Origin of the sequence: Micromonospora sp. WMMD730, assembly GCF_049178955.1 — a bacterium.
Classification (GTDB): domain Bacteria; phylum Actinomycetota; class Actinomycetes; order Mycobacteriales; family Micromonosporaceae; genus Micromonospora; species Micromonospora wenchangensis.
Window position 1 is genome coordinate 6,754,267 of sequence record NZ_JBMHML010000002.1, and the last position, 18,568, is coordinate 6,772,834.

At 73.5% G+C, this 18,568-nt stretch carries 13 protein-coding genes; 9 read left to right on the top strand and 4 right to left on the bottom strand.

The window, feature by feature from the left end:
* The first annotated feature begins 46 nt into the window (after positions 1-46).
* On the top strand, positions 47-2,392 hold the full coding sequence (locus tag ACN265_RS28820; RefSeq protein WP_421410673.1) for an esterase-like activity of phytase family protein: 2,346 nt from the start codon (positions 47-49) through the stop codon (positions 2,390-2,392).
* 63 nt (positions 2,393-2,455) lie between these two features.
* Here the strand turns inward: ACN265_RS28820 and ligD (ACN265_RS28825) are convergent, their stop codons facing one another.
* Together ligD (ACN265_RS28825) and ligD (ACN265_RS28830) are read right to left on the bottom strand one after the other, a co-directional pair.
* On the bottom strand, positions 2,456-3,367 hold the full coding sequence (gene ligD, locus ACN265_RS28825; RefSeq protein WP_421410674.1) for a non-homologous end-joining DNA ligase: 912 nt from the start codon (positions 3,365-3,367) through the stop codon (positions 2,456-2,458).
* Positions 3,360-4,298, bottom strand: a complete 939-nt coding sequence (gene ligD / locus ACN265_RS28830; protein WP_204925842.1) for a non-homologous end-joining DNA ligase — start codon at positions 4,296-4,298, stop codon at positions 3,360-3,362. The genes ligD (ACN265_RS28825) and ligD (ACN265_RS28830) overlap by 8 nt, the downstream gene beginning before the upstream one ends.
* An 85-nt stretch (positions 4,299-4,383) precedes the next feature.
* On the opposite strand from ligD (ACN265_RS28830), the gene ACN265_RS28835 reads away from it, so the two are divergent.
* Complete coding sequence (locus ACN265_RS28835; protein ID WP_420118378.1) at positions 4,384-5,424, top strand: Ku protein; 1,041 nt, start codon at positions 4,384-4,386, stop codon at positions 5,422-5,424.
* A gap of 64 nt (positions 5,425-5,488) precedes the next feature.
* Here ACN265_RS28835 and ACN265_RS28840 read toward each other — a convergent pair whose 3' ends face one another.
* Positions 5,489-5,881, bottom strand: a complete 393-nt coding sequence (locus tag ACN265_RS28840) for a PPOX class F420-dependent oxidoreductase (RefSeq protein ID WP_377684845.1) — start codon at positions 5,879-5,881, stop codon at positions 5,489-5,491.
* A gap of 188 nt (positions 5,882-6,069) precedes the next feature.
* Here ACN265_RS28840 and ACN265_RS28845 point away from each other — a divergent pair, with 188 nt between their 5' ends.
* From ACN265_RS28845 to ACN265_RS28875, 7 genes are all read left to right on the top strand, one after another.
* Positions 6,070-6,717, top strand: coding sequence for an FKBP-type peptidyl-prolyl cis-trans isomerase (locus ACN265_RS28845; RefSeq protein ID WP_420118380.1), 648 nt, complete (start codon positions 6,070-6,072; stop codon positions 6,715-6,717).
* A 139-nt stretch (positions 6,718-6,856) separates the two neighbouring features.
* On the top strand, positions 6,857-7,681 hold the full coding sequence (locus tag ACN265_RS28850; RefSeq protein ID WP_420118408.1) for an SCO6745 family protein: 825 nt from the start codon (positions 6,857-6,859) through the stop codon (positions 7,679-7,681).
* A 313-nt stretch (positions 7,682-7,994) separates the two neighbouring features.
* On the top strand, positions 7,995-9,782 hold the full coding sequence (locus tag ACN265_RS28855) for a hypothetical protein (protein WP_421410675.1): 1,788 nt from the start codon (positions 7,995-7,997) through the stop codon (positions 9,780-9,782).
* On the top strand, positions 9,779-13,261 hold the full coding sequence (locus ACN265_RS28860) for an AMP-binding protein (RefSeq protein WP_421410676.1): 3,483 nt from the start codon (positions 9,779-9,781) through the stop codon (positions 13,259-13,261). The genes ACN265_RS28855 and ACN265_RS28860 overlap by 4 nt, the downstream gene beginning before the upstream one ends.
* Positions 13,258-14,232 (top strand): hypothetical protein, encoded by a 975-nt coding sequence (locus ACN265_RS28865; protein ID WP_421410677.1) that lies wholly within the window; start codon positions 13,258-13,260, stop codon positions 14,230-14,232. Before ACN265_RS28860 ends, ACN265_RS28865 begins: the two co-directional genes overlap by 4 nt.
* Positions 14,233-14,237: 5 nt before the next feature.
* Entirely contained in the window at positions 14,238-16,142 is a 1,905-nt protein-coding gene (locus ACN265_RS28870) for an ABC transporter ATP-binding protein (RefSeq protein WP_421410678.1), read from the top strand.
* Between the two features lie 4 nt (positions 16,143-16,146).
* Positions 16,147-17,934: an ABC transporter ATP-binding protein gene (locus ACN265_RS28875; RefSeq protein ID WP_421410679.1), complete on the top strand. Its 1,788-nt coding sequence runs from the start codon at positions 16,147-16,149 to the stop codon at positions 17,932-17,934.
* Here ACN265_RS28875 and ACN265_RS28880 read toward each other — a convergent pair.
* On the bottom strand, positions 17,925-18,224 hold the full coding sequence (locus tag ACN265_RS28880) for a hypothetical protein (protein WP_421410680.1): 300 nt from the start codon (positions 18,222-18,224) through the stop codon (positions 17,925-17,927). The genes ACN265_RS28875 and ACN265_RS28880 overlap by 10 nt on opposite strands.
* Positions 18,225-18,568 lie beyond the last annotated feature (344 nt).

Here is an 18,568-nt window from a genome sequence, read left to right on the forward strand (position 1 = left end):
GTCACGCCTGCCAGCCTCCGTCCGAATCGAAACGTTCGGAGGAGCAGTGACAGCGACAAGAGTGTTCGCCTCGACAGTGGTGGCCGGCCTGGCACTGGCCACCCTGACCGCCCCGGGCAGTGCGGTCGCCGCGCCGGACCACACCGCCCCGGGCAGTACGGCGGCCAGCCAGGGTTACCCGGACCGGAAGCTCACCTTCGACCGCACTGCCACCTACCCGGTGTTCCAGAACCGGCCGGCCGGCGAGGACCCGGCCACCGCGACGGTGGCCGAGATCGCCGCGGTCAGCCCGAACGGCCGTACCCTGGTCTACACCGACGCGGCGGCCCGGCGGATCGGCTTCCTCGACATCGGCCGGCCGGACCAGCCGCGCGGTCTCGGCACCCTCTCCCTGGCGCAGCTCGGCGACGCCGAGGACGAGCCGACCTCGGTGGCGGTGGTCGGCCGGTACGTGCTGGTCGTGGTGAACACCAGCGCCAGCTACACCGCCCCCTCCGGTCGCCTCGACGTGATCGAACTGGCCACCCGGCAGCGGGTGCGCAGCATCGACCTCGGCGGGCAGCCCGATTCCATCGCGATCAGCCACGACGAGCGGTACGCGGCGATCGCCATCGAGAACGAGCGGGACGAGGACGCCACCCCGTCCGGCGGCAGGAAGGGTGACCTGCCGCAGGCGCCCGCCGGTTTCGTCCAGCTCATCGACCTTGACGGGAAGACGACGCCGCAGCGGTGGAAGCTGCGTACCGTCGCACTGACCGCGCCCGACGGCCGGGCGTTGCCGGTGCTGGCCGCCGCCGGGATCACCGAGCCCACCGATCCGGAACCCGAGTACGTCTCGATCAACGGGCGTAACCAGCTCGCGGTCACCCTCCAGGAGAACAACGGCGTCGTGCTGGTGGACGTGCCGACCGGCCGGATCACCCGGGCGTTCAGCGCCGGCACCGCCTCGGTCAGCGGCATCGACACGGTCAAGGACGGCCGGATCGAGCTGACCCGCTCGATCACCGACGTTCCCCGGGAACCCGACGCGGTGGCCTGGATCAACGACCGCTACCTGGCCACCGCCAACGAGGGTGACTGGCGGGGCGGCACCCGGGGCTGGTCGGTCTTCGACAGCCGGACCGGCCAGGTGGCCTGGGACGCCGGCAACACCTTCGAGCGTCTCGCGGTCCGCTACGGGCTGCACAACAACGACCGGGCCGCGAAGAAGGGCACCGAGCCGGAGGGCGTGGCCGTCGCCGAGTACCACGGCGTGCGGTACGCGTTCGTCGGGTCGGAACGGAGCAACTTCGTCGCGGTCTACGACCTCACCCGGCCCACCGCCCCGGTGCTGCGCCAGGTGCTGCCCACCACCAACGGCCCGGAGGGGCTACTCCCCATCCCCTCCCGTGACCTGCTCGCGGTGTCCAGCGAGACCGACGACGCCTCGGTGGGTGTCCGCGCCTCGGTGTCGCTCTACCGGCTGGGTGCGGACAGGCCGGGCTTCCCGAGCATCGTCTCGGCCGACGACGCCTCGGGCGCGCCGATCGGCTGGGGGGCGCTGGGCGCGCTGTCCGCCGTACCGGGCCGGCCGCAGCAGCTCTACAGCGTCACCGACGCCGCGTACACCCCGACCCGGATCCTGACCGTCGACACCCGACGCTCGCCGGCCGTGGTCGCCGACGCGACCACCGTGACCGACGCCGCCGGCACCCCCGTCGGGTACGACGCGGAGGGGATCTTCGCCCGGCCGCAGGGCGGCTTCTGGCTGGCCGCCGAGGGCGCGAAGGGCAGTGAGAACAGGCTGGTCCGGTTGAACGGCAACGGGCGTACCGAGCAGGTCGTGCCGCTGCCGGCCCAGGTCGCCGCCGGGCTGGGCAAGCAGGGCTTCGAGGGGGTCACCGCGAGCACCGGCCGCGACGGTCGGGAGATCGTCTGGGCGGTGCTCCAGCGGGAGGTCGTCAGCGACCCGGCCGGCATCGTCCGGATCGGCCGGTACGACGTGACGGCCGACAGTTGGAGCTGGTTCGGCTACCGGCTGGAGGGCACCACCGTCCCCGGTGACTGGATCGGGCTCTCCGAGGTCACCGTGGTCGGTGACCGGCTCGCCGTGATCGAACGGGACAAGCTCACCGGCCCGGCCGCCGTCGTCAAGCGGATCTACACGGTGCCGCTGCCGACCGGCCCGGCCGCCGCCGGCCCGCTGACGGTGCTGCCCAAGACCCTCGCCGTCGACGTGCTGCCGGCGCTGCGGGCCACCAACGGCTGGACCCAGGAGAAGTTGGAGGGGCTGACCGTCGGCGGTGACGGCCAGGTCTACGCGATCACCGACAACGACGGCGTGCTCGACGCCACCGGGGAGACCGTGCTGCTGCGCCTCGGCACGTACCGGAAGGTCTTCGGACAGCGCTGAGTCGACCGATCGGCCCGGCCGACCCGCCACAGCTCACGCGGGTCGGCCGGGCCGTCGCGCGGCTCACGCCGTCGGCAGTGCCGGGCCGCCGTCGAGCAGCGGGGCGAGCAGGTCGCCGGACTTCTCCACCCGCCGCAGCACCTCCCCGGCGGTGTACGGCTTCGCCGCAGGCCGTTTCCCGGCCGCCCCCGACTCGACCTCGTCCCAGGTCAGCGGCGTCGACACCGCCGGCACCGCCTGCGCCCGCAGCGAGTACGGCGCAACTGTCGTCTTCGCCGCGTTGTTCTGACTCCAGTCGATGAAGACCTTCCCCGGCCGCAGGTTCTTCGCCATCCGGGACACGACCAGGTCAGGGTGTGCCTGCTCCAACTCCTGGGCGATCCGTTTCGCATAGTCGGAGACGACGTCGGCGTCCTGGGTGGCGCTGATCGGGCAGCAGAGCTGCATGCCCTTCTTGCCGGAGGTCTTCGGGTACGCCGTCACCCCGTCGCGGGCGAGCCGGTCGCGCAGCAGGACCGCCACCCGGCAGCACTGCCGCAGGCTGGCTGGCGGCCCCGGGTCGAGGTCGACGACCATCAGGTCCGGGTGGGTGCCGATCCGCCACTGCGGGGTGTGCAGTTCGAGGGCGGCGAGGTTGGCCAGCCAGACCAGGGTGGGCAGGTCGTCGGCGACCACGTAGTCGATGGTCTCCCGACCCCTGCTCGACCCGGGTACCGGCAGCGTCTCGGTGCGTACCCAGGTGGGGGTGGCGGCGGGGGCGTTCTTCTCGAAGAACGAGCCGCCGGTGACGCCGTTGGGGAACCTGATCCGGGTCAGCGCCCGGTCGGCCAGGTGCGGCAGCAGCACCGGGGCGATCCGGGTGTAGTAGTCGATCACCTCGCCCTTGGTGAAGCCGGCCTCCGGATAGAGCACCTTGTCCAGGTTGGACAGCTCCACCGTCCGGCCGTCGACCTCGACCTTCACCCGCTCAGGCATCCTCCACCTCCCCGGGTGGCTTGTCGGGGCGCAGCCGCAGCACCCGGGGGAAGCGCAGCCGCCCGTCCGGGGTGCGCTGGCCGTACCTGACCTCCACCACGATCCGGGGGGTCACCCAGATCGCACCCCGGGCGTCCTCGCGCGGCACGTCACCGGCGAACGGCGACCCGTCGGCGCGCAGCGGTTCGAGTTCGCGCAGCAGCTCCCGTTCCAGGGCCGCGCCGATCCCACCGCCGACCCGCCCCCGGTAGGTGAGCCGCCCGTCCGGGCCGGGCACCCCGACCAGCAGCCCGCCGATCTTCCGGGCCCCGGGCCGCCAGCCGCCGATGACGAAGTCCCCGGTCACCTCCAGTTTGACCTTCACCCAGTCGGGTGAGCGCACCCCGGGCCGGTAGACCGAGTCGGCCCGCTTGGCCAGCACCCCTTCCAGGCCGTGTTCCCCGGCCGCCTGGTAGGTGGCGGCACCGTCGGTGAAGCAGGGGGGCACCGTCCACCGGGCCGCGCCGAGCCCCAGGCCGTCGAGCGCCGCCCGCCGTTCGTGGTACGGCCACCCGGTGAGGTCCTCGCCGCGCCACCGCAACAGGTCGAAGATCATGTACGTGACCGGGAGGGTCGCCGCCAGCCGGGCCGCCTTCGCCCCGTCCCGGACGTGCATCCGCTCGGCGAGGGCGGTGAACGAGGGCTGCCCGGCCGGGTCGAAGAGGACCACCTCACCGTCGAGCAGCGCGTCGTCGACCTGCTCGGCCAGCGTCACCAGCTCCGGGTACGCGGCGGTGATCTCCACGCCGGAGCGGGCGAACAGGTGCGGGTGACCCCCGGTCAGGTCGGCGAGCGCGCGGACCCCGTCCCACTTGAACTCGTACGCCCAGCCGGCACCCACCGGGAGCGGCCCGGTCGTCGCGAGCATCGGCTTCAACGGCGCGCCGGGCACCTGTCCGACTGTAGTTGCGCACCGAAGCACGTGCGGGGGCTTCGATCGTTTGCGATCCTGGTCAGGGCGGGAGAGGAGCATCGGGATGCGGGCGATCTGGAAGGGAGCCGTGTCGTTCGGGCTGGTCTCGATCGGGGTGAAGCTCTACTCGGCGACCGAGGAGAAGGACATCCGGTTCCACCAGGTGCACCGCGACGACGGCGGCCGGATCCGCTACAAGCGCACCTGCTCGGTCTGCGGCGAGGAGGTCAGCTACGACGACATCGCCAAGGGCTACGACCTGGGCGGCGGCGAGATGGTGATCCTCACCGACGCCGACTTCGCCGACCTGCCGCTGACCAGTTCCCGGGCGATCGACGTGCTGGAGTTCGTCCCCGCCGAGCAGGTCGACCCGATCCTCTACAACAAGGCGTACTTCCTGGAGCCGGAGGGGACCGCCACCAAGCCGTACGTGCTGCTGCGCGACGCGCTGGCCGACTCGGAGCGGGTGGCGATCGTCAAGGTGGCGCTGCGCCAGCGGGAACAGTTGGCCACCCTGCGGGTCCGCGACGGGGTGCTGCTGCTCAACACGATGCTCTGGCCCGACGAGGTGCGTACCCCCGACTTCGGTTTCCTCGACGAGGACCTGAAGGTCCGCCCGCCGGAGCTGGCGATGGCCGCCTCCCTGATCGACTCGATGGCCGGCGAATTCCAGCCGGACGCCTTCACCGACGACTACCGGGCGGCGTTGCAGGAGGTCATCGACGCCAAGGTGGAGGGCCGCGAGGTGGTCCAGCCGGCGGAGGAGGAGGCCGCGCCGGCCGCCGCGGTGGACCTGATGGCGGCGCTGAAGGCGTCCGTGGAGCGGGCCCGGGTGGCCCGGGGCGAGGCGCCCTCCGGCGGGGCCGGCGAGCCGACGCCGATCTCGTCGGCCCGGTCGGCCAAGCAGGCGGCGAAGACACCGGCGGCGAAGGCCGGACCGGCGAAGAAGACCACCGCCGGCAAGGCCACCGCGAAGAGGACCCCGGCGACGAAGGCGGAGCCGGCGAAGAAGACCGCCGCGAAGAAGACCACGGAGAAGAAGGCCACCAAGGCCCCGGCGAAGAAGACCGCCGAGAAGAAGGCCGCCCCGCGCCGCAGCGCCTGAGCGGCGGACCCGCGCCCCGTCCCCCGGCGCGACGGTGGGCCGTCCCGCCGGGGTCGTGCGTCGGTCAGCCCCGGCCGAGCTTCTCGGTGGGGGTGATCCGGACGATCACCCGCTCCTCGTCGGGCCGCCGGAACGGGTAGGTGTCCTGCCCGAGGTACTTCTTCGCCAGCCGGTCGATGTGCGCGTCGGCGCCCTCGGTGACGAACTCGGCGGTGCCCTTCACCCACAGGGTGCGGAAGTCGTCGGCCCGGTCGACCACGGAGACCGCGACCACCGGGTTGCGGGCGATGTTGTGGTACTTCTGCCGCCCCCTGGCGGTGTTGAACACGATGTGCTCGCCGTCGACGTCCACCCAGACCGGGGTGACGTGCGGGGTGCCGTCCGCCTCGATGGTCGCCACGTGGGCGAGCTGCGGCTCGGCGAGCAGGGCCTTGTCTTCGTCGGTGAGGATCGCCATGGTCGAGAACCTACCGCCGGACGGCCCCCGCCACCCGGGAAGACGGGCACGAACCGGGAGGCCCGACCCGATGACCGGACACGACTGGCGGGCGACGGCCCACCCTCGGCATCGATCCGGGTACCGTGTGCGCTGGCCACGGAACCGGTCGCCGGGCCGGCCACCCACATCAGCAGGGAGTCGAGGACGTGAGCGAGCGTACGGAGAACCGTTCGGCGGGCCAGGGTCAGGCCCCGGAGACGAAGGCACAGCGGCGACTCGCCGCCCAGTTGGCGGCCCAGAAGGCCGCCGAGAAGCGCAAGCGCCGGCAGGCGTGGCTGGGCGCCGTCGCCGGCGTGGCCGTCATCGCGGTGATCGTCGGGGTGTTCGTGGTGGTCCGCAACGGCGAGAAGGACGACCCGAAGCCGGCTGCGGCACCGGCCGGCTGCGCGGGTGACTTCCCCAAGCTGCCCGAGGGTGCCGACCAGGCGCTGTGCACCAAGCCGCAGGCTACCAAGGGCGAGGGCGAGCTGACCGGGCTCAAGGCCACCCCGCTGATCCGGGGCACCGGCCCGGCCGCCCAGGCCGGCCAGCAGATCACCGTGAACTACGTGGGTGTGTCGTACAAGACCGGTGAGGAGTTCGACGCCTCCTGGAAGCGGTCCGAGCCGTTCACCTTCGGCCTCGGCCAGGGCAACGTCATCCCCGGCTGGGACCAGGGCATGCAGGGTCAGACCGTGGGCAGCCGGGTCCAGCTCGACATCCCCGCCGACCTGGCGTACGGCGACAAGCCGCAGCGTCCCGGCGCGCCCGCCGGCCCGCTGCGGTTCATCGTCGACGTGCTGGCGGTGCAGTAGACCACACGGGTCTTCCGGCCGGCACCTACCGGCAGTAGGTTCGGGGTCACCGTGGGCGGCCGGTCCGCGCCACGGTGACCCCACCGACCCGGAGGTGCGCGTGCCGCCGCTGGACGATCCCGGGCGCACCGCCCGGTTGATGTGGACGCACGTCGAACCCCTGCACGCGATCACCTACTTCCATCCCCGGGCCCGCGCCGCCACCGAGGCGATCGGGCTGCGCGGCTACTGGCGGGGTTACTTCGCGGGTCGGGCCGCCCCGCTGGGGGCGGTCGACGCCGCCCCGGTGACCGCCGTCTTCTTCACCTTCGCCCCGCCGATGGTGGGCCGGGCGCTGCCGGCGGTGTGGCAGCTCGCCGCCCCCGAGGAGGCGTTGCGCGCCCGGCTCACCGGGGCTGTGCAGGCGCTCGCCGAACTCACCTACGAACTCCCCGAGGCGCACCTGGCCGAGGCGGCCGAGCTGCTGGAGGTCGCGGCGGTCGGGGCGGACACCGCCGGCCGGGTGCTCGGTGCGGCCAACGCCGCCCTGCCACGCGGCGACTACCCGCTGGCCCGGCTCTGGCAGGCGGCCACCACGCTGCGCGAGCACCGCGGTGACGGGCACGTGGCGGCCCTGGTCGCCGCCGGCCTCGACCCGGTCGAGACGTTGGCGTTCCGGGTCGCCCAGGACCGGCCGGAGGAGCACCTGCTCGGCCGGGGCTGGACCGGGCACGAGTGGGCGCAGGCGCGGGCCCGGCTGGTCGACCGGGGTTGGCTGACCGGCGAGGGCACCCCCACCGAGGTGGGGCACGCCGGGCTGCGGGCCGTGGAGGACGCGACCGACCGGGCGGCCGCCCGTCCCTGGCTGGCCCTCGGCCCGGACGGCACGCGACGGCTCCGCGAGCTGCTGGTGCCGGTCGCCCGCGCCTGCCACACGGTCATCCCCGCGGACAGCCCGATCGGGCTCCCCGCGCTCTCCTCCTGACCACCCCCGGCCCGTCGCCCGGATCGGACCATCGGTGCCGTACCGGGTAGTCGCGTCGTAGCAGGTCGTCGGTGGCCGATACACGTTGTTGACACATGTTTCATCGTCGGCGAGACTTCGTGATCGGGAGCGCTCCCACACCGGGGTGGAGTGTCGTCTCCTTCTCGCCGTGGCACTGCCACGGGAGCCTTCCACCCTCCAGGTCGGCTGCCGGCCGCCGCATGCCCTGTCGTCACCGCACGGCGGTGGCCGTCGTCGTACGAGCCTCATCGTGCGAACGCCGCAGCCTGCCCTGGTCGAGAAAGGCGGGACCGTGCGACGTACGAAATTCGACCAGTGGAGCCAGGAACTGCGCGACGTGCGCGACCCTGTCGAACTGTTCGACAGCAGCGCCCAGACGGCCGTCCTGCGACTGCTCACCATGGCGGGCAAGGTGCCCTTCCGGTCCGCCTTCGACGGACTGACCCTGCGTGAGCAGGCGATCGTCCGGCACCTGCTCGGCCGGCAGCACCTCCGGCTCACCGCACCGGGCACCGACGCCACCGCCGGCCAGTTCGTGCTGGCCCACTCGGCGCTGGGCAAGCTGACCATCCACGAACCGGCGCGCGGCGACCTGCCGGCCGAAGAGGTGGTGGCCGAACTCGCCCTGCCCGGGTGGATGGTCGAGATGATCGACGAGGAGTGGCTGCCGGCCCAGGTCGAGGAGGAGCACCAGCGCCGCGAACTCGACCAGATGCTGCACACCTGGCACGCCGACGGCAGCCTGCCGGAACGGCTGGAGGAGGTCATCGACTGGGTCGAACGGGTCGAGACCGTCCTGATCTTCGTCGAGCGCCGGGTGTTCTCCCGCTCCGACTCCGGCTCCAGCACGCTCATCCGCGACGGCGTGCTGCCCGCGTTGCGGGGCCGTCCACCGGCCGACTGGAGCCCGGAGGAGCGGCTCTTCGTCGCGTCCATCCAGTTGCTGTTCCGCACCGGCCGGGCGGTCCGGTTCGAGGAGTTCAACGGCCGCCAGCTCAACGCGGTCAGCCTCCGCAAGGTGCTGACCACCCGCTGCGCGACGTACCTGCGCGCGCTCGACGGGCAGGTCACCCGGGAGCTGAGCACCGCGACCCTGGCCGAGTTGGCCACGCTCGCCGGTGAGCTGGTCGAACTCGTCGACGGCAGCGGTCACATCCGCTACCGGCGGATCAACGGGCTGACCTACGCCAAGGACGAGTACCTGCTGCCGTGGGAGGGTGAGCAGCGCAGTCAGGTCGAGCTGCCGCCGACCCTGCGGACGTCGACCGGCGTCCGGTCAGAGCCGGTCGACGGCGAGGACGCCGCCTCCTGGGTGCGTCACGCCACCACGGCCGCCCTGCGCAACGTGCACGCGGGTGGCGACGAGCGCGAGCTGACCGGCATCCTGGAGGGCATCGTGCTGGGCGCGGTCGTCGACAGTCACGCCGACTACGGCATGTCCAGCGGCATCCGCGACCTGTCCCGCCTCGACGGTCCCGCCGGGCGGTACGACGAGGAGGTGGCGGGGCTGAAGAAACCCGACTTCTTCTGCTGCGTGCTGCCCAGCCCCCGGATGGCCGCCGACCTGCCCGCCCCCGCCGTCACCGACATCCTGTGGCAGGTGGCGCAGCGGATGATGTACAACCGCTGGCACTTCGTGCCCGGTAACTTCGACCGGGTCGAGGTGCCCCGCCAGCGGCACTACTTCTTCCCGCCGCTGGTGCCCGACATCGCCGAGTGGGGCGACCTGCGCCACGGTGGGCACAGCACCTCCCGCGTCCGCTACACCCTGCGGGCCCCCGGGGCGGCGATGTGGAAGCAGCCGTTCACGGTCGGTGGCCGGCAGTACCGGGGCGCGTTCGACATCCGGCTGGTCCGCATGGACGGGCCACCGTTCACCCTGACCGACCTGCGGACCGCCTGCCGGTACTCGGCGCTGGTGGACGTGTTCTGGCGCGAGATCGCCGGCTACGCCGACGCGCACGACGGCTGGGCCCCGGCGATCACCGCGTTCAGCGGCGACTGGTACACCAAGGAGTCGTGGCGGGACGCCGTCGAGCGGCTCGACGCGGCACAGCAGGCGGTCGGAGGGCTCGCGTGAGCGTCGACCCGCAGCAGGTCGTCGTCAACGGCGAGGACCAGTACTCCCTGTGGCCGGCGGACCGGCCGCTGCCGGGCGGCTGGACGACGGTGTTCACCGGGCCCGTCGAGGCGTGCCTGGAGCACGTCGCGGCACACTGGACCGACCTGCGGCCGGCCTCGCTGCGTACCGCCGGGGGTGCCGGCACCGGCCCCGCCATCCGGCCGGAACCGGCCACGGTGGACGCCACGTCGTCGGTCGCCACCGGCCCCCGCCGCCCGTTCGGGGACACCCCGCTGCACGTCCTCGTCGACCGGGCGCTGGCGGCCGACCCGGGGCGCGTCGCGGTGCGCTGCGCCGGGGTCGCGGTCACCGCCGGGGAGCTGCGGGACCGGGTCCGGCACGCCGCCCGCGTGCTGCGGGGCCACGGCGCCGGGCCGGAGACCCCGGTCGCGGTGCTGCTCCCCCGCTCGGTGGACGCGGTGGTGGCGATCCTCGCGGTGCTGGCGGCCGGGTCGGCGTACCTGCCGCTGTCGGTGCACGACCCGGCGGACCGGCGGGCCCGGATCCTGGCCGACGCGGGCGATCCGGTGCTGCTGACCGGCCCGGAGCACCGGGGCCTCGTGGACGCCGGCTACCCGTCGACCGTGCTCGACGTGACCGACCTGCCGGAGCCGGTCGGCGACGACGGTGACGGCGGCTGCCGGGTCGAGAACCTGGCGTTCATCATGTACACCTCCGGCACCAGCGGCGCTCCCAAGGGGGTGCTCGGCACCCACCGCCAGCTCGTCAACTACGTGCACTGGTGCGCCGAGGAGTTCGCGTTCCAGCCCGGGGAGCGGGCGGTGCTGCACGCCCCGCTGTACTTCGTCGGGTCGGTGATGACGCTGTTCACGGCGCTGGTCGCGGACTGGGAGCTGGAGGTCGCGCCCGAGCCGGTCGCGTTCGACGACCTGATCGCGTTGACCGCCGCCGCCCCGTGCGGGTTCCTGAAGCTCACCCCGTCGCACGTGCGGGCGATGACCGCCCTCGGTGGCGTCGACGACGTCGCCCGTCAGGTCATGATCGGCAGCGAGCCGCTGTACCTGACCCCCGAGTTCGACGCGTGGATCAGCGGCAGCCCCAAGTCGGGCTTCGGCAACCACTACGGCATGAGCGAGACCGTCGGCGCGACCTGGTACTGGATCGGCGCGGACCGGACGGTCGGGCGACGGCTGCCGGTCGGTGCCCCCATCCCCAACGCCGAGGTGCACATCCTCGACGAGCAGGGCCGGCCCGCGCCGCCGGGGCAGACCGGCGAGATCTGCCTGGGCGGGGCGGTGATCGGCCGGGGTTACCACGGCCAGCCGGTGCTGACCGCCCAGCGGTGGATCCCGCACCCCGGTGGCGACGGGAGGCGGCTGCTGCGCACCGGGGACCTGGGCCGGCTGGGCCCGGACGGGGTGCTTGACGTGCTCGGCCGCGCCGACCGGCAGGTGAAGATCCGGGGCCAGCGTGTCGAGCCGCCCGCCGTCGAGGACGCGCTGCGCCGCTGCCCCGGCGTCGCCGAGGCGGTGGTGATCGCCGAACCCGACGGCCACGACCTGCACCTGGTCGCCTACCTGCGGTCCGAGGACGAGCCCCGGCCGACCGAGGCACAGTTGCGCGCCCACGCCGCCGGTCTGCTGCCGGAGGCGTCCGTCCCGAGCCGGTTCCTGTACGTGGCGCAGTACCCGCTCACCCCGAACGGCAAGGTCGACACCCGCCGGCTGCCCACCACGCCGGTGGTGAGGCCCGCGCTGAGCACCGCGTACGTCGCGCCCTCGGGTGACCTGGAGACGGCGGTGGCCGGGGTGGTCGGCGCGGTGCTGCGGGTGGACCGCCTCGGTGTCGACGACGACTTCTTCGAACTCGGCGGCGACTCCTTGCAGGTGGTCGAGGTCGTCACCCGGTTGGACGAGGAGCTGGGCCTGCCGGTGGGCATCGCCGACCTGTTCGACAGGCGTACGGTGCGTGCCCTGGCCGCCGGGATGCCCGACCACCGGCCGCCGGCCCCCGTGGTCGCGGCGACGCCCACCGGTGAGCAGCCGGACCGGTCGCTGCGGGCGGACGCCGGCCAGCCGGCGGTCGGGGACGCGGCGGTGCAGGCCCGGTTCTCCGGGGCGTCCGCCGGTTCCGCGCCGCTGACCTGGGGGCAGCTGGCCATGTACCGGCCGATGCAGTGGTTCGGCGAGGCCAGCCGGGACTTCAACATCCGGCGGGTGCTGCGGCTGGCCGCCCCGGTCACCACGGAGCGGGTCACCACGGCCTGGTCGGAGCTGGTGCTGCGGCACCAGGTGCTGCGCACCCTGATGACCGAGGACGTCGACGGACCCTGCCAGCACCTGCTCGCCGACGGGTCGTACGCGCCACTGGTGCGGGACACCACCGCCGCCGAACTGCCGGCGGCGGCGGACGCCGCCGCCGCCGAACTGGCCGGCACCGCGTTCCGGCTGGACCGGGACTGGCCGGTCCGGTGGGCGCTGCTGCGCGTCGACGGCCAGGTCGAGGCCGTGGCCGTGGCCGCCTCGCACGTGTCGCTGGACGGCTGGTCGCTGGAGCTGCTGCTGGCGGAGCTGCGCACCCTGATCGAGGGCGAGCGGACCCTGCCCGCGCCGGGTTGGCAGCCGTTGGACCAGGCCGGCTACGAGGCGTCGCCGGCCGGGCAGCGCCGGGCCGACCGGTCCCTGGCGTACTGGCGGGAGCGGCTGCCCCTGGTACCGCAGCGGATCTTCGACGGGCCGGAGCAGGACGCGGGTCCGCTGCCGGTCGTCACCTGGCGGATGGAGTCCACCGCCGTGGCGGCGGCGGCCGGCGCGCTGGCCGAGCGGACGGGGGCGTCGTCGTCCACCGTGGTGCTGACCGCCGCGCTGCTGGTCCAGGCGGCGTTGACCGGTCGCGACCGGGCCGTGGTGAAGCTGATCGCGGGCAACCGGAACACCCCCCGCCAGCGGCAACTGGCCACGGGTATCGCCCAGAACGCACTGCTGGTCTTCGAGATCGGCGACGGTGACGTCGACGACGCCGTGCGGCGCTGCTACCGCGACTCGACGGAGTCCTACTTCCACGCCACCTATCCGCCGGACGCCCTGGACGAGCTGATCGCGGCCGAGGGCGCGCAGGCCGACCTGTCGGTGTACTTCAACGACGCCCGGCTGGGTCGCGACTTCGACGTGCCGGCGGAACCGCCCGACCGGGCCGCGCTGACCGCCCTGGCGGCGCAGACCACCGTGCGGCAGGTCACCGCCGTGGCCCGGCACGACATGACCTTCTTCCTGGCCATGCCCTACCTGGCCGGTGGCTGCGCGCTGCAGTTGCTGGCCGACACCCGGCGGGTGCCCGGCGCCGTCGGCGAGCGGGTGCTGCGGGGCGTCGAGTCGCTGCTGTGCGAGGCCGCGCTGCGCCCGGTGGCCCTGCGGGACGTCACCGCGCTGCTCGACCTCGGCCGCACCCGCCCCTCCGACCACCAGGAGTCCCGATGACCGACCCCTATCCGCTGCTGCACCGGCTGGCCGCCGCCGGCGACGACGCCCTCACCACCGTCGCGCTGCCGCCCGACGGCCGCTACCAGGTCGTCACCACCACCGTCGACGAGGTCACCGCCCAGATCGTGGATACCCTGCGCGACGGCTTCGCCGGCCGGGGCCCGGACGACTACCCGCTGCTGGTGCTCGGCTGGGGGCGCTGCCGGGTCGGCTCGACCGCCGTGACCAACCTGTTCGGCATGGCGCGGGCAGCGGCCTACTACCAGCCGGTCAAGACCATCGGTCGGTTCGCGCTGACCGGTGGCGAGGGTTCGCCGTGGAAGCTGCCCGACGGCGAGCCGGTGTTGTTCGCCAAGGAGATGGCCGGGCCGTACGTGCCGTTCGAGGCGCTGTTCAACCCGGCCCGCTGCCTCGTCGAGGCCGGCTGGCCGGTCGACCGGCTGCGCCTGCTGGTGCTGGACCGGCAGCCGCGCGCCTCGCTCGACTCGTGGATGGCCAAGTGGGAGGGCAAGATCGGGCGCGAGCGGGTGGTGGAGAACTTCGTGCTCAGCACGCTCAACTACGCGCGGATGCGCGCCTGGGCCGGGGCCGAGGGGCTGGCGGTGACGCACTTCCCGTACGAGTGCAGTCGCGCCCCGCAGGAGACCGTGTCCCGGTTGTTCGACCGCCTCGGCATCGGCCACCTGTACCAGCCGGAGATGCTCACCGGTTGGGGTGCCGCCGGCGACCTCAACTCCGACCAGTCGAAGATCCACAACCCGGTGGAGCCGGAGCCCTACGTCGTACCCGGTCTGCACGGCAACGCCGACGAGTACCGCTTCCGGCCCCGGTCGGTCACGGTGCTGACCGACGCGGAGCTGGCCGTGGCCGACAGCCCCGAGGTGGTGGAGTCCTACGAGGTCTCGGTGCGCTCCTGCGCGCAGGAGCTGGACCTGCCCGCGCCCCTGCGGGACGAGATCTTCGGCTGACCGCGATGACCGCCTCCCCCTCCGGCGTCGGGCAGTGGCGTGAGGCCGCCGCCGCCCGGCTGCGCATCGCCCGGCAGTGGCCCGCCGCCGGAGCCGGTTGGAGTGCCGTCGCGCTGGCGCTCAGCGTGTCCCGGGGGGTGCTGCCGGTCGTCTTCGCGATCGCCGTCAGCACCACCGTCGGCCGGATCGGCCCGGTGCTGCACGGCACCGCCCGACCGGCCGGGGTGTGGTGGCCGCTGGCCGTCGCCGGGGCGGCGCTGATCGCGGCGCAACTCGCGGAGGCGGCGCAGAAGGCCGTCGCCGAGCAGCTCAGCCGCCGCGTCGACGGGCACATGTACCGGCGGCTCATCCAGGCGTCGCTGTCGACCCGGGAGATCACCCCGCTGGAGGACCCGGCGGTGCTGGACGAGCTGGGCGAGGCCGGGCACGAGCTGCGGTTCGCGTTCCGCACCCCGGGCGCGGCCTACGCCGGGCTGATCGCGCTCGTCGGGCCGTACACCCAGGTCGCCGGGTTCACGGTGGTGGTGGCGGTGGTGCTGGGGCCGTGGGCGGCGCTGGTCATGCTGGCGGTGGTGCTGCTGTTCCGGCACGGCCAGCGTGGCGGGTTGCGCCGCTACGCCCGGGTCATCCGGGACGTGGCGGCCCTGCGCCGGGAGAGCCGCTACCTGCGGGGGCTGGCGATGGGCCCGGCCGCCGCGAAGGAGCTGCGGGTCTTCGGGCTCACCGGCTGGCTGACCGAGCGCTACCGGCAGGTCTACCGCCGGGCCCTGGCCCCCGTCTGGGCCGAGCGCCGCCGGATCTACCTGCGGCCCTACCTGGCGTACACGGCGGTGGGGCTGGTCGGTGTGGCGGCCGTGCTGGCGCTGGCCGGGGTCCGCGCCGCCGACGGGGCGTACGACCTGGCCGCGCTGGCGCTGGTGTTGCAGGCGGTGCTGGCGCTGATCCGGCTGGGCGAGTTCTACCCGGACTCCGACACCCAGACCCAGTACGGCATGAACGCCGAGACCGCCATCACCGCGTTCGAGCAGGCCATGGCCCGCTACCCGGAACCCGCCGACCGGGGCGGTGCCGGGCCGCCCCCCACCGCCGCCCCGGCCATCGACTTCACCGGGGTGCGCTTCGGCTACCCGGGCGCGGCCGCGCCGGTGGTCGACGGCCTGGACCTGCACATCCCCGCCGGACGCTGCACGGCCCTGGTCGGGGTGAACGGCGCGGGCAAGACGACCCTGGTGAAACTGCTGGCCCGGCTCTACTCGCCGGATGCCGGTGCGGTGCGCGCCGACGGCGTCGACCTCGCCGACCTGCCGGCCCGGGACTGGCAGCGGCGGATCGCCGTGGTGTTCCAGGACTTCGTCCGTTACGAGCTGTCGGTGGCCGCCAACATCGGGTTCGGCGCGGTGGAACAGCTCGACGACCGGGCCGGGATCCGCCGCGCGGCGGAGGCGGCCGGGCTGCTCGACACCCTCGACGCGTTGCCGGACGGCCTGGACACGTTGCTGTCGCGCGCGTACGACGGCGGGGTCGACCTGTCCGGTGGGCAGTGGCAGCGCATCGCCATCGCCCGTGCCCTGTTCGCGCTCTACCACGGGAGCACGGTGCTGGTGTTGGACGAGCCCACGGCGGCGCTGGACGTGCGGGCCGAGGCCGAGTTCTTCGCCCGGTTCGCCGAGCTGACCCGGGGTCGCACGACGGTGCTCATCTCGCACCGGCTGTCCAGCGTTCGGCTGGCCGACCGGATCGTCCTGCTCGACGGTGGGCGGGTCGTCGAGCAGGGCAGCCACGACGAACTGATGGCGGCGGGCGGCCGGTACGCGGCAATGTTCACCCTCCAGGCGGAGCGGTTCGCCGACGACGGGGACGACCGGGACACCGACGAGGGCGCCGGTCCGCTGGCGCAGCGGGTGGGCTGAGGCGATGATGCGGGCGATCACCGGGCTGCTGCGGCTGTCGTGGCGGCAGGACCGGCGCAAGATGGCCGTGGCGCTGGCGTTGATGCTGGGCAACGCGGTGGCGGTGCCGGCGAGCGCGGTGGCGCTCAAACACCTCACGAACGCGGCGGCGGCCGGCCGGGCCGGGGCGGCGGCCTGGGCGGGGCTGGCCGTCGCGGTGGCCGCGATCGCTGCGCTGACCTGCGCACACTTCGCGCACATCGGGTACTTCGAGGTGTCCGAGCTCAACGTGCTCAGCACCGACGAGCAGCTCATCGAGATCAGCAACGGCACCCCGTACCTGGACCACCACGAGCGGCCCGAGCACGCCGACCGGATGGCGTTGGCCCAGGACGAGCTGCAACGCATCGGCGAGGGTCTCCAGGCGCTGCTGACCGGCGGCTCGCTGGCGGTCGGCCTGCTGCTGACCACCGTGCTGCTCACCCTGACCCATCCGGCGCTGGTGCTGCTGCCGCTGCTGGCCGCGCTGCCGGTGCTGGCCGGTCGCCGGGCCCAGGCCGCCGCCGACCGGGCCCGTACGGACAGCGTCGTCGACACCCGGCAGGCCCGGCACCTGTTCGAGCTGACCACCACGGCGGCCTCGGCCAAGGAGCTGCGCCTGTTGGGCCTGGAGGGGCACCTCCAGCAGCGCTACGCCACGCACTGGCAGCGCGCCACCGCCCGCCTCTGGCGCGGCGAGCTGGCCGCCGGCCTGTGGCGCGCCGCCGGGCAGGCCGTGTTCGCCCTCGGCTACGTCGCCGCCCTGGTCCTGGTGGTCCGTGACGCCGTACGCGGCCGGGCGGACGTCGGCGACGTGGTGTTGGCGATCATGCTCGCCTCGCAGCTCAACCACCAGGTCGCCGCAGCGGTGACGATCACCCAGCAGTTGGCGCGCAGCGGCCGGTCCCTGCGCCGCCTGGACGAGGTGCGTGACCTGGTGCCCCCACCGGTCGTCGCGCCCGACGCGCCCGCCACGCCACTGCAACCACCCGCGCGCCTGCTGGAGGGCATCCGGCTGCGGCAGGTGAGCTTCACCTATCCGGGCGCGGCGAAGCCGGTGCTGCGTGACGTCGACCTGCTGCTGCCCGCCGGCAGCACGGTGGCGGTCGTGGGCGAGAACGGCGCGGGCAAGACCACGCTGGTCAAGCTGCTCAACCGGTTCTACGAACCCGACCGGGGGGCGATCCTGGTCGACGGGGTCGACCTGCGTCATCTCGACCTGGCCGCCTGGCGGGCGCGGACCACCGCCGCGTTCCAGGACTACGCGCGGCCGGAGCTGACCGCCCGGCTGGCGGTCGGCATCGGGGACCTGCCCCGGGCCACCGACGACGACGCGGTCCGCACCGGCCTGGCCCGCGCGCACAGCGACGTCGCCGACAAGCTGCCGTACGGGCTGGACACCCGGCTGGGGCGCAGTCACGCCGACGGCGGGGTGGACGCCTCCGGCGGGCAGTGGCAGCAGTTGGCGCTCGGCCGGGCGATGATGCGCGACGCCCCGCTGCTGATGGTGCTGGACGAGCCGGCGTCGGCGCTGGACGCCGAGGCCGAGCACCGGTTGTTCGCCAGGTACGCCGACGGGGCGGCCCGGGTCGCCGCCGACAGCGGCGGGGTGACGGTTTTCGTGTCGCACCGCTTCTCGACGGTCCGCACCGCCGATTTGATCATCGTGATCGGCGAGGGCGGGGTACGCGAGGTGGGCACCCACGACGAGCTGATCCGCCTCGGCGGCGTGTACGCCACCCTCTACGGCACCCAGGCCGCCGCCTACCGCTGACCGCTCTGCGCCTGTTCAGGGCCGCACGTCCGATCCGGACCGCCGCGCTGTCGCCCGACCGGTACGGTGGCGGTCCGTCGGTGGACGACCAACCCCGCCGGCCGTACGAAGATCGACCGTCGGGCGACGGCCTCCCCCTTGTCGTCCAGTTGGTAGACGTCGAGCCAGCACCAACCGTCGTAGGTGATCCAGTCCAGCACCCGGATGACCCGGCACCGGATGGGCTTGACGAACTGGACGCTGGCAGCCCGGGTCACCTCAATCAGGTCACCCGCTCGGAGTGTGGTCATCGCAGGTCCCTTACCTGCCGCCAGGCGAGAATCCGAGCACGCGAGATCGCCACACGTGGGCACCAGCCGTCCGGGCGGCAGTGACGGCAACGCTGGACAGCGTGGTCGTCAATAACGACCCAGGCCGCTTGGATCAAGAACGGCACCTCGGGCTCGGTCACGACCCACCGCCCGGCCATGGCCTTTGGTTGATCACGAGTCGGCGGGCCGACCGGTTGGGCCCGGGCAGCCAACCGAGGAATCTGCGGTGGAGGGTGCCAGCCGGAGCCCAGCCCATGTCCTGCATGGCTGACACCAGATACGCGCCCATATAGACGGCGAGGGACACCGGAGCGCGGTCGTAC